Raw genomic sequence first — 10,220 nt, 5'->3', positions numbered from 1 at the left:
GGCGGAGCGCCGCTCAGTGGCGCGTCGCCTGCACGAACGTGACCGGGCCGTAGCGGTGCTCCACGTGCGCCACCTCGCGGGCGTCGGCGAACCCGGCGTCCGCGAGGAGGCGCACGAGGCCGCCCTCCAGGTTCCGGGCGGTGTGCGGGTTGCCGGCGACGGCGGCGTGCCCCCGGCCGTGCCCGCGCACCCGGCCGTACGCGCCGGTGCTGCCGGGGCCGCGCCGGGAGCCGCGGCCGTGCTCGTGGCCGTGCCCGTGCTCGTGGCCGTGCTCGCCGCCGGAACCGTCCGCGCTGCCGAAGTCGACGATCGTCACGCGCCCGCCCGGCCGGAGCGCGCGGAACGCCTCGTGCGCGAACCGCACCCGCGCGTCGTCGGGCACGTGGTGCAGGGCGAGGGCGGAGACGACGTGGTCGAGTGAGCCGTCGTCGACCGGGAGCCGGTCGGCGAAGCCCTGGACCAGCGTGAGCGGGACGCGGCGCCGGGCCGCCTTGCGGGCCGCGATGCGGAGGGCCGCGGCGTCCGGGTCCAGGCCCGTGATGCGTGCGGCCGGCTGCGCGCGGAGCACGGCGAGCGAGAGGTTCGCGGTGCCGCAGCCGAGGTCGAGCACGGACTCGCCCGGGGCGACGTCCGCGAGCGCCGCCGCCCGGTCGTGCAGGGGCCGCACCCGGGAGAGCCGGGTGAACGAGTCGTAGAGCGGGAGCAGCCAGGGCCGGCCCATGCCGGGCAGGAACTCGCGCCCGCGTTCCTCCGGGGTGCGGGGGTCGATGATCCGCACGGTGCTGCTGTCGTTCATGCCGGGTGCCTTCCGTCCGGGTACCCGCGCCGGGCGGCGCGGGCCGGCCGTGCCGGCCGCCACCTCCAGCATTGGACATCCTGCGGCGCGGTGGCAGCACGGAAGTCGGTCTCGATCGGACGATCTTCGGTCGGGCGGGTGCGGCCGAAGGTCGGTAGCGTCGGGGGCGTCGCGACGGAGGGGGACGCATGGCAGGGGAACGGAGCGAGTCGGCGCTGACGGTGGTGATCGCGTTCGGGGCCAACTTCGCGGTGGCGGTCGCCAAGTCGGTAGCGGCGGTGCTGACGGGTTCGGCGTCGATGGTGGCCGAGGCCGCCCACTCCTGGGCCGACACGGGCAACGAGGTGTTCCTGCTGGTCGCGGAGCGCAAAGCGGCGCGGCCGCCGGACCGCGAGCGCCCGCTCGGCTACGGCCGGGAGGCGTACGTGTGGTCGATGCTGGCCGCGCTCGGCCTGTTCCTGGCCGGCGGCGTCGTGTCGGTCTACCACGGCATCCACGCCTTCGGTGAGACCGAGGAGGCCACGGACTACGGCATCGGCTACCTCGTCCTGGCGGTCGCCTTCTGCCTGGAGGGCTTCTCGTTCGCGCAGGCCTACCGGCGCACGCGTGCGGAGGCGCGCAAGCTGGGCCGGGACCTGCTGGACCACGCGCTGGCGACGTCCGACCCCACGCTCCGGGCGGTGCTCGCGGAGGACTCGGCGGCGCTCGTCGGCCTGGTGATCGCGGCCGCGGGTATGGGGCTGCACCAGGTCACGGGCGACGCCCGGTACGACGCGATCGGCTCGGTGCTCGTGGGGGTGCTGCTGTGCGTCGTGGCGTGGGTGCTGTTCGACCGCAACCGGCGGTTCCTCACGGGCGAGGTCGCCGACGAGCAGATCCACCAGGCGGTGCGGGAGCGGATCGAGGCGCTGCCGGGCGTGGAGCACGTGGGTCACCTGCGGCTCGAGTTCGTGGGCCCGCGGCAGATCCTGCTGGTCGCGAGCATCGACCTGCCGGGCGACGAGTCGGAGTCGCACGTCGCGGTCCGGCTGCGGGCGCTGGAGGGGCAGCTGGAGCGCGCGCCGCAGATCGTCGACGCCGTGCTCACCCTCGCGGTGCCGGGCGACCGGTGATGACGCCCCGCTCCGGGGACGGCGGCCCGCCCCCGCTGCGCACCCCGTCCAGCGTCCGCACGGTGCGGCCGGACGGCACCCCGGTGTACCGGTACCAGCCGCGCCTCGGCATGCCGCCGGTGAACGTCAACCTGCACGACGGCGCGGACGAGCACCCGCACCCGCCACCCGGGCACCGGCACGCCCACGACTTCTACGTGCTCGTGCTCATCGAGCGCGGCACGCGCGGGGACGACGGCGCGCACGACGGCGACCTGTTCGCCGTCCCGCCCGGCCGCACGATCGACCCCGGGACGGTCCAGGGCTTCGCCGGCTCACGGGCGTGGACGCTGGCCTTCACGCCCGACGCCGTCCCCTCGCTCGCCTCGGTCTCACCGCTGGCCTGGGCGCACCACCCGCTCCTGGCGCTGTTCGAGGCGGAGCCCGCAGGGCCGGGCGCCGCCGACCGCCCACCGGCCCTGAGCGCGAACGTCCCCGCGGACGAGCGGCCGCGCTGGTCGGCCTGGCTCACGGAGCTGCACGAGGAGCTCGCCGGGCCCGGCCGGCTCGGCGCGCGGGACGCGGCGTCGGCCCTGCTGACGCGGATCCTGATCGGGGCGGCGCGGCTGGCGCCGTCGGCCCCCGCCCCGCCCGACCCGCTGGTGACGCGCGTCTTCGACGAGATCGAGTCGACGTTCCGCGACCCGGTCTCCGCGGCCGACGTCGCGGGTGCGCTGGGCTACACGCCCGGCTACCTGACCACGGCGGTCCGCGAGCGCACGGGCCGCACGCTGCTGGAGTGGATCACCGAGCGGCGCATGACCGAGGTGCGCCGGATGCTGCGGGACACCGACCTGCCGCTGGCCGTCGTCGCGGCGCGGACCGGCCTGCGGGACGCCACCTATCTGGTGCGCCGGTTCAAGGATCGGTACGGGATCACACCCGACCGCTGGCGGCGGACCGAGCGGGCCTAGGCTCGTGCGTGAGTTCAGGTCTGCTATCGGCTAGTTTTGGGGCACGCATCGGCCGGGCCGATGTGTGCCATCCCATCGAAGGAGCCCTCACCATGTCTCGCAACCGCGCCCTCCTCACGGCTACCGCGGCCTCGGCCGCCCTGCTGGCCCTGACCGGCTGTGGCAGCTCCGGCGAGTCGAGCGGTGCCGGCGACGAGCTCGGCCTGTCCGGGGACACGCTGGTCGTCGCCACCGAGGGCACCTACCGCCCGTTCAGCTACCACGACGAGACGGGCGAGCTCGTGGGCTACGACGTCGAGGTCGCCCAGGCCGTGGCCGAGAACCTGGGCCTGGAGGTCGAGTTCCAGGAGACCCAGTGGGACGCGATCTTCACGGGCCTGGACGCCGGCCGCTTCGACACGATCGCCAACCAGGTGACCATCACCCCGGAGCGCGAGGAGAAGTACGTCTTCTCGACCCCGTACACGGTCTCGACGGGTGTGCTCGTCGTCGCCGCGGACAACGACGACATCACCAGCTTCGCGGACCTGGACGGCAAGACCACCGCGCAGTCCCTGACCAGCAACTGGAACGACCTCGCCAAGGAGAACGGCGCGAAGGTCGAGGCCGTCGAGGGCTGGGCACAGGCCGTCGCCCTCCTGGAGCAGGGCCGCGTGGACGCCACGATCAACGACAGCCTGACCTACCTCGACTACGCGAACACCGAGGACGCCTCGGGCATCAAGGTCGCGGCGGAGACCGACGAGGAGTCGCAGTCCGCGTTCGTCGTGACGCCGGAGCGCGAGGCCCTGGCCACCGCGATCGACGGTGCCCTCGACGAGCTGCAGGCCGACGGCACCCTGACCGAGCTGGGCGAGAAGTACTTCGGTGAGGACGTCTCCCAGTGACGCTCGGCGTACGGCAGGGCGCGGGGCGCGGTACGGCGCCCCGCGCGGCAGCCGGCGCGGCGTCCCGCGCCGGGCACCGCTGACGGCGCGGGGGGAGACACATGGACTGGCAGCTCGTCGTCGACTCGTTCTGGCCGCTCCTGCTGGGCGGCCTCACGGGCACGATCCCGCTCGCGCTGGCCTCGTTCGCGATCGGCCTGGTGCTGGCGCTGATCGTGGCGCTGCTGCGGCTCTCGCCCAACCCGGTGCTGGCCTGGATCGGCCGGGCGTACGTCTCGGTGATCCGCGGCACGCCGCTCCTGGTGCAGCTGTTCGTGATCTTCTACGGCATGCCGGAGATCGGCATCCGCCTGGACCCGTGGCCGAGCGCGATCATCGCGTTCTCCCTGAACGTGGGCGGCTACGCGGCCGAGGTGGTGCGCGCCGCGATCCTCTCGGTGCCCAAGGGGCAGTGGGAGGCGGGGTGGACCATCGGCATGTCGCCCGCCCGGTCCCTGAGCCGGATCATCCTGCCCCAGGCCGCCCGGGTGTCCGTGCCGCCGCTGTCGAACACGTTCATCTCGCTGGTCAAGGACACGTCGCTCGCGTCGCTCATCCTGGTGACCGAGCTGTTCCGCAAGGCCCAGGAGATCGCCGCGTTCTCGAGCGAGTTCATGACGGTCTACCTGGAGGCGGCCTTCATCTACTGGATGTTCTGCACGGTGCTGTCCGCGGGGCAGAACGCACTCGAGAAGAGGCTGGACCGCTATGTCGCACACTGAGGACCGCAAGCGGGGCACCCTCCTGGCCGCCCGCGGCATCCACAAGTCCTTCGGCACCAACCACGTGCTGCGCGGGGTGGACCTGGAGGTGGGCCGCGGCGACGTCGTCGCGCTGATCGGTGCCTCCGGCAGCGGCAAGACGACGGTGCTGCGCTCGCTCAACGGCCTGGAGACGCCGGACGCCGGGGTGCTGGAGTTCGACGACGGCCCCGTGGTCGACTTCGGCGCCCAGGCCACGGCGCAGGCCAGGGGCCGGCGCGACGTCGCGCGGACGGCGAAGACCAACCGCGCGGCCCTGCGGGACCGGTCGGCGATGGTGTTCCAGCACCACAACCTGTTCCCGCACCGCACGGTGCTGGAGAACGTGATCGAGGGCCCCACCCAGGTCCAGCGGGTCCCGCGGGCGACGGCGGTCGGCCGCGGCGAGGAGCTCCTGGCCCGCGTCGGGCTCGCCGACAAGCGCGACGCCTACCCGCACGAGCTGTCCGGCGGCCAGCAGCAGCGCGTCGGCATCGTGCGCGCGCTCGCGCTCCAGCCCGACCTGCTGCTGTTCGACGAGCCGACGTCCGCCCTCGACCCCGAGCTGGTGGGCGAGGTGCTGACGGTGATGAAGGAGCTCGCCGAGGAGGGCTGGACCATGGTGGTGGTCACCCACGAGCTGCAGTTCGCGCGCCAGGTCGCCTCGGAGGTGCTGTTCCTCGACGGCGGCGTGGTGGTCGAGCGAGGCGCGCCCGCGCAGATCTTCACGGACCCGACCGAGGAGCGCACCCGCCGGTTCCTGCAGCGGGTGCTCCACCCCCTGGACTGACGCCGCGCCGGGCCGGCCCTGACAGTCCCCCCTGTGGCTGGCCCCTCCCCTTTGAGGTCTAAGTTTCTTCGCTTTGAGTCGCCTCAAAGCGAAGAAACTTAGACCTCGAAAGGGACCGGCGCACGGGCCCCGCCTAGACCAGCGCGGCCCGGCGGGGCAGCGCGTAACCCAGGGCGAAGACGGCGAGCGCCGCCGCGGCGGCCGCGGCGCCGAGCAGGTCCAGCCACGCCGCGCCCAACGGCAGCACCGACGCGCCGACGACGGGCGCGATCGCGATCCCGACGTACATCGCCGTCGAGTACCACGACAGGGACACCCCGGCGACGGCGGGGTCGACGTCGACCAGGCGGTGCTGGATGGGCACCAGGGCCGCCGCGGTGGCCAGGCCCCAGACGCCGAACAGGACGGCGGTGCCCACGTACGAGTCCGCGGCCACGAAGAGCGCGGCGAGGGAGACGGCGACCACCGCGAGGGCGGTGAGCGCGGTGGGCCGCGCCCCGAGCCGGTCGGTCAGGGAGCCGCCCAGCCAGTTGCCGACGAGGCCGGCGACGCCGAAGACCAGCAGGAGCGTCGCGAGCGCCGTGCCGCTACCGCCGGTCACGCCGCTGGTCACGGCCGAGCTGAAGATGTAGACCATGTTGAACGCGGCGGTGAAGAGCAGAGCCGTCATCAGGGCCAGGCCGATCCGGACGTCGCGGAGCACGGCGAACCGGGCGGCGAGCCCGGGCACGGACCCGGTCGGCACCGTACGCATGAACAGCGCGACGACGCCGGCGAGCACCGCCGCGAGCGCCGCGAGGATGCCGAGCGCGAGCCGCCAGCTGCCGAGGGCCGCGAGCGCCGTGCCCAGCGGGGAGCCGACGGCGGTCGCGAGCATGAACCCGAGGCCGACGACGCCGAGCGCGCGCCCCCGCTGCTCAGGCGGCACGAGGGTGGGGGCGGCCGCCATCGCGGCGGGCATGAGCGCGGCGCCGCCGAGCGCGGCGACGACGCGGCCGGCCGTGAAGATCGCGAGGTCACCGGCGATGGCCGAGAGAGCGATGCCCGCGGCGATGAGACCCATGCCCGCGCCCATCAGGGCGGCGCGGGACGCACGGGCGAACAGCACGGAGACCACGGGCGCGAGCACCGCGACGATGATCGCGTACCAGGAGATGGAGTAGCTGACGGCACCGGCGGTCGCGCCGATCCCCGTCGCGATCTGCGGCAGCACGCCCGCGATGACGAACGCGTTGGTGCCGACCACGAACAGCGCCGCCGCGATCACGCCGATCCGGAGATAGGCGCCGCGCGGCGCGTATGATTGTTCGATGAACGTCATACCGTCGAGCGTACGTGATAGTTCGATGGTTGTCGAACCGTTGGCCCGGACCGATGCCCCGGAGGTGCGTCATGGGTGACTACCCGAGCCCGGACATGACCGAGGTCGAGCTCGTCGACGTGCTCAAGGCCCTCGGTGATCCGGTGCGCCTGCGGATCGTGCACACGCTGGCCGACGGCCAGCCCAAGCCCAAGACCGTCGACGGCTGGGGCCTGGACCTCACGAAGTCGACCATGTCGCACCACTTCCGCACGCTCCGCGAGGCCGGGCTCACGCGCACGATCGTGCACGGCCGTACGCACGCCATCCAGCTCCGCCGCGACGAGCTCGACGACAAGTTCCCGGGCCTGATCGCCGCCGTGCTCGCCGAGAGCTGACCACCGGGCCCCGCTCCGGTCACCCCTGACGCGGCAGCGGTTCCAGCGCGGCCAGCACCTGGTCCCGGCTCGGGGCGGCGCCGGCCAGCACCACCCGGCCCGGCCGCGCGCCGAGCACCACCACGCGGTCGGCCAGGGCGAGGGCCTCGTCGACGTCGTGCGTCACGAGCACCACGGCCCGCTGCCCGACGCCGGCGGCCGACGCGCCCGGGCGGCCGGCGTCGGCGAGCCCGACCCCCGCCAGCCACTCGTTCATCCGCCGCCGCGTGATCGGGTCCAGCGCACCGAACGGCTCGTCGAGCAGCAGCACGGGCCGCCCGGCCAGGCAGGTGCGCAGCAGCGCGAGCCGCTGCCGCATCCCGCCCGACAGCTCGTGGGGCCACGCCCGCTCGAAGCCCGCCAGGCCGAACGTCTCGAACAGCTCGGCGGCGCGCGCCTCGGCGTCGGCCCGCGGCACCCGGGCGATCCGGGCGCCGAGCAGGGCGTTGGACCATGCCCGGCGCCACGGCAGCAGCCCGTCCCGCTGCGGCATCCACGCGGTCGCCGCCGCACCGTCCGGCAAGACGGGGAGCGTGAGCTCCCCCGAGACCGCCGCGCCCGGCGGCAGCATGCCGCCGAGCGCGCGCAGCAGCGTCGACTTGCCGCACCCCGACGGGCCGACGACGGCGACGAACTCGCCGTCGGCCACCGCGAGGTCCACGCCGTCCAGGGCCAGGACGTCGCCGAACCGGACGCTCAGCCCGCGCGCCGAGAGCACGCTCACGGCTGGCCGGCCGCGTCGGCGTCGGAAGCGCCCGGCAGGTAGTCGTCGGTCCAGGCGGCGTCCGTGTCGAACCCTGGCTCGGTCAGTCCCTCCTCCTCGAGGAACCCGACGAACCCGTCCCACACGTCGGCGCGCTGCACGCCCCAGTCGCCCGACGCGTACTGCGGGCCGAGCCACCGCGCGCTCGCCCCGACCAGCTCTGGGTCGAGCTCAGGAGCGGCCTCCAGCAGCACCTGGGCCGCCCGGTCGGGGTCGGCCGCCGCTTCGTCGTACCCGCGCGCGAGCGCGGCCAGGAACCCGCGGGCGACGTCAGGCTCCTCGTCGAGCAGCGACCGGGACGTCGCCACGAGCGGCGTGTACCAGTCGGGGATGCAGTCGAGGTGGTCGCGGAACGCGATGGTGTCGACGTCGAGCCCGTCCACCTCGCCCAGCCGGATCGTGTCCCAGGCGTCGAACACCCAGGCGGTGTCGAACTGGTCCTCGGTGAGGCCGATGCGGAAGTCGTCGCTGACCAGCGGCGTGAACTCGACCTGCGCGGGATCGCCCCCGTCGCACTCCACGAGCTTGCTGATCAGGGCCTTCTCGAGGTCGGACTCGTAGGACCCGTACCGCTTGCCCTCCAGGTCCCTGGGCCGCGTGATCCCGTCGTCCGTGAGGCTGATCAGGGACGACGTGTTGTGCTCGAGCACGGTCGCGACGGAGACGACGTCGGCGCCCGCCGCCCGCGCCGGGACCAGGCCCTCCGCCACGGAGTACGCGAAGTCGGCCTGGCCCGCCGCGACGAGCTGCAGACCCGAGGTCTCGCCGGGCTCGACGATCTCGACGTCGAGCCCCTCCTCCTCGAACCAGCCCTCGGCCTGGGCCAGGTAGAGGCCGGAGTGATTGGTGTTGGGCGTCCAGTCGAGCACGACGGTGACCTCGCGCAGGCCGCCGTCGGACGCCGCGTCGGTGGTGCCCGCGGCGGCACCACAGCCCGCGAGCGCCAGCGGCGCGATCGCGGCGAGGGCCAGGGCGGGGGTACGGGACAGGTTCATGATTTTCCTCTCTGCCACGGCGTCGCGACGCGCGTGAGCGCGGCGACGAGGGCGAAGAACAGGCCGGACAGGAGGGCGATCAGGACGACGCCCACGAAGATCTGGTCCACGGCGTACGCCTTGCGGGACCGCTGCACGAACACGCCGAGGCCGGACTGCCCGGCGAGGTACTCGGCGACCACGGCCGCGCCCACCGCGTAGGTCGCGGCGACCCGCAGGCCCGCGAGCGCGCCGGGCACCGACGCCGGCAGGTGGACCAGCAGGAACTGGTCCAGGCGGGTGCCGCCCAGGCCGGCGACCATGTCGGAGTGCTCGGCGTCGACGGCGCGCATCGCACCCACCGCCGAGACCAGGACGGGAAAGAAGACGGTGAGCGACACCAGGATCACCTTGGGCAGCAGGCCGAAGCCCGCCCACAGGATCATCAGCGGCGCGAGCACGACGACCGGGACCGTCTGCGTGAGCACGACGAGCGGGTACACCGCGTCGCCGGTCACGCGGGAGGCCGTCACCACGATGCTCAGCAGCAGGCCGGCGACCGCGCCGAGCGCGAGCCCGGCGGCGGCCTCGGTCAGCGTGGTCACGACGTGCGGCCCGAGCAGCGGCGCCACCTCGACGGCGGTGCGCGCCACCTGCGACGGCGCGGGCAGCACGAACTCGGGCACGTCCGCGAGGCGCACCCAGGCCTCCCACACCGTGAGCAGCGCCGCGACGGTCAGCAGCGGGGCGAGCACGCGCCCGGCAACCCGCCGCCGCCGAGCGCGCCGGACGTCCCGCTCGGGCCGGACTCCCCGCTCGGGCCGGACCGCCCGGCTCACGCCCGGAACTTGGTGACGAGGTCCGCGATGGTGGGGCCGGCGTCGTCGGCGCCCTGGCTGACCTTGATGTTGGACTGGACGCCGTCCGCGCCGGCGGCGAGCGTCGCCTCGTGGACGGCGCGCAGCAGCGCCCACACCTCGTCGGGGCTGCCCTGGACGAACGTGCCCATGGCGCCCACCTCGTAGGTGAGCCCGGACGCCTCGATGACGGCGATGGCGGCGTCCACGTACGCGTACCGCGCGTCGGGCGTGCCGCTGGGGCGGGGAGAGACCTGGATCTCGGCGAGCATGTGCGACCTCCGTGCACGGGCATGCCAGAGGTCGCCGGTTCCCGACGGGGGGCGCGCGACCACGCCCCCTGCGCAGGGGACGGCCTCGACCGAACGCCCGTGCCGTCAGGCACGTCCTTCCGCTGGCATTACCCAGTTCAAGTGATCGGGTCGACGGCGTCGGGCGTGGTGCCCAGGCCTTCCTCTCAGCCCGGCTACCCCGAGCTCCCCGCGTTGGCGGGGCCACGGTACCGCTGGTCGTGGGAGATGCGGAAGCCTGCAAACCTTCGAGGCCCGGGTTTCTTCGCTTTGAGACTGCTC

The 10,220-nt window shown here is 74.0% G+C and carries 12 protein-coding genes and 1 riboswitch; of the genes, 6 read left to right on the top strand and 6 right to left on the bottom strand.

The features are described 5' to 3' along the window. Positions 1 to 13: 13 nt before the first annotated feature. The gene (locus ACFU5G_RS26440; protein WP_377251470.1) at positions 14 to 796 is read right to left on the bottom strand and encodes a class I SAM-dependent methyltransferase; all 783 of its coding nucleotides are present in this window, start codon (positions 794 to 796) and stop codon (positions 14 to 16) included. A gap of 188 nt (positions 797 to 984) precedes the next feature. Here ACFU5G_RS26440 and ACFU5G_RS26435 point away from each other — a divergent pair, with 188 nt between their 5' ends. The 5 genes from ACFU5G_RS26435 to ACFU5G_RS26415 all read left to right on the top strand — a co-directional run bounded on the left by ACFU5G_RS26435 (position 985) and on the right by ACFU5G_RS26415 (position 5,317). After that, positions 985 to 1,908, top strand: coding sequence for a cation diffusion facilitator family transporter (locus ACFU5G_RS26435; RefSeq protein ID WP_377251468.1), 924 nt, complete (start codon positions 985 to 987; stop codon positions 1,906 to 1,908). Next, the gene (locus ACFU5G_RS26430; RefSeq protein ID WP_377251466.1) at positions 1,908 to 2,861 is read left to right on the top strand and encodes a helix-turn-helix transcriptional regulator; all 954 of its coding nucleotides are present in this window, start codon (positions 1,908 to 1,910) and stop codon (positions 2,859 to 2,861) included. The genes ACFU5G_RS26435 and ACFU5G_RS26430 overlap by 1 nt, the downstream gene beginning before the upstream one ends. Positions 2,862 to 2,953: 92 nt before the next feature. Further along, entirely contained in the window at positions 2,954 to 3,748 is a 795-nt protein-coding gene (locus ACFU5G_RS26425) for an amino acid ABC transporter substrate-binding protein (protein WP_377251464.1), read from the top strand. Positions 3,749 to 3,849: 101 nt separating this feature from the next. After that, positions 3,850 to 4,509 (top strand): amino acid ABC transporter permease, encoded by a 660-nt coding sequence (locus tag ACFU5G_RS26420; RefSeq protein WP_377251462.1) that lies wholly within the window; start codon positions 3,850 to 3,852, stop codon positions 4,507 to 4,509. After that, on the top strand, positions 4,496 to 5,317 hold the full coding sequence (locus ACFU5G_RS26415; protein WP_377251460.1) for an amino acid ABC transporter ATP-binding protein: 822 nt from the start codon (positions 4,496 to 4,498) through the stop codon (positions 5,315 to 5,317). Before ACFU5G_RS26420 ends, ACFU5G_RS26415 begins: the two co-directional genes overlap by 14 nt. A 133-nt stretch (positions 5,318 to 5,450) precedes the next feature. Here the strand turns inward: ACFU5G_RS26415 and ACFU5G_RS26410 are convergent, their stop codons facing one another. After that, positions 5,451 to 6,638, bottom strand: coding sequence for an MFS transporter (locus tag ACFU5G_RS26410; protein WP_377251458.1), 1,188 nt, complete (start codon positions 6,636 to 6,638; stop codon positions 5,451 to 5,453). Between the two features lie 71 nt (positions 6,639 to 6,709). Here ACFU5G_RS26410 and ACFU5G_RS26405 point away from each other — a divergent pair, with 71 nt between their 5' ends. Continuing rightward, on the top strand, positions 6,710 to 7,015 hold the full coding sequence (locus ACFU5G_RS26405) for an ArsR/SmtB family transcription factor (RefSeq protein WP_377251456.1): 306 nt from the start codon (positions 6,710 to 6,712) through the stop codon (positions 7,013 to 7,015). 19 nt (positions 7,016 to 7,034) lie between these two features. Here the strand turns inward: ACFU5G_RS26405 and ACFU5G_RS26400 are convergent, their stop codons facing one another. From ACFU5G_RS26400 to ACFU5G_RS26385, 4 genes are read right to left on the bottom strand one after another with little or no spacing between them, the layout of a single operon-like run. Then, positions 7,035 to 7,778, bottom strand: coding sequence for an ABC transporter ATP-binding protein (locus ACFU5G_RS26400; protein WP_377251454.1), 744 nt, complete (start codon positions 7,776 to 7,778; stop codon positions 7,035 to 7,037). Further along, positions 7,775 to 8,812 carry an ABC transporter substrate-binding protein gene (locus ACFU5G_RS26395; RefSeq protein WP_377251452.1) on the bottom strand — a complete coding sequence of 346 codons (1,038 nt, stop codon included), beginning with the start codon at positions 8,810 to 8,812 and terminating at the stop codon, positions 7,775 to 7,777. Before ACFU5G_RS26395 ends, ACFU5G_RS26400 begins: the two co-directional genes overlap by 4 nt. After that, positions 8,809 to 9,630: an ABC transporter permease gene (locus ACFU5G_RS26390; RefSeq protein WP_377251450.1), complete on the bottom strand. Its 822-nt coding sequence runs from the start codon at positions 9,628 to 9,630 to the stop codon at positions 8,809 to 8,811. Before ACFU5G_RS26390 ends, ACFU5G_RS26395 begins: the two co-directional genes overlap by 4 nt. Next, a complete protein-coding gene (locus tag ACFU5G_RS26385) occupies positions 9,627 to 9,920 on the bottom strand; it encodes an MTH1187 family thiamine-binding protein (protein WP_377251448.1) in 294 nt (97 codons plus the stop codon). The genes ACFU5G_RS26390 and ACFU5G_RS26385 overlap by 4 nt, the downstream gene beginning before the upstream one ends. 111 nt (positions 9,921 to 10,031) lie before the next feature. Next, positions 10,032 to 10,134: riboswitch (TPP riboswitch) on the bottom strand. Between the last annotated feature and the right edge of the window lie 86 nt (positions 10,135 to 10,220).

The sequence above is a fragment of the Promicromonospora sp. NPDC057488 genome (genome assembly GCF_042802395.1).
Taxonomy (GTDB): Bacteria; Actinomycetota; Actinomycetes; order Actinomycetales; family Cellulomonadaceae; genus Promicromonospora.
This window is presented reverse-complemented; position numbering and strand designations above follow the sequence as displayed.

Excerpts from the sequence above, each read along its gene's own strand:
- ACFU5G_RS26440 (WP_377251470.1), bottom strand. The coding sequence starts at position 796 with ATGAACGACAGCAGCACCGTGCGGATCATCGACCCCCGCACCCCGGAG.
- ACFU5G_RS26435 (WP_377251468.1), top strand. The coding sequence starts at position 985 with ATGGCAGGGGAACGGAGCGAGTCGGCGCTGACGGTGGTGATCGCGTTC.
- ACFU5G_RS26430 (WP_377251466.1), top strand. The coding sequence starts at position 1,908 with ATGACGCCCCGCTCCGGGGACGGCGGCCCGCCCCCGCTGCGCACCCCG.
- ACFU5G_RS26425 (WP_377251464.1), top strand. The coding sequence starts at position 2,954 with ATGTCTCGCAACCGCGCCCTCCTCACGGCTACCGCGGCCTCGGCCGCC.
- ACFU5G_RS26420 (WP_377251462.1), top strand. The coding sequence starts at position 3,850 with ATGGACTGGCAGCTCGTCGTCGACTCGTTCTGGCCGCTCCTGCTGGGC.
- ACFU5G_RS26415 (WP_377251460.1), top strand. The coding sequence starts at position 4,496 with ATGTCGCACACTGAGGACCGCAAGCGGGGCACCCTCCTGGCCGCCCGC.
- ACFU5G_RS26410 (WP_377251458.1), bottom strand. The coding sequence starts at position 6,638 with ATGACGTTCATCGAACAATCATACGCGCCGCGCGGCGCCTATCTCCGG.
- ACFU5G_RS26405 (WP_377251456.1), top strand. The coding sequence starts at position 6,710 with ATGGGTGACTACCCGAGCCCGGACATGACCGAGGTCGAGCTCGTCGAC.
- ACFU5G_RS26395 (WP_377251452.1), bottom strand. The coding sequence starts at position 8,812 with ATGAACCTGTCCCGTACCCCCGCCCTGGCCCTCGCCGCGATCGCGCCG.
- ACFU5G_RS26385 (WP_377251448.1), bottom strand. The coding sequence starts at position 9,920 with ATGCTCGCCGAGATCCAGGTCTCTCCCCGCCCCAGCGGCACGCCCGAC.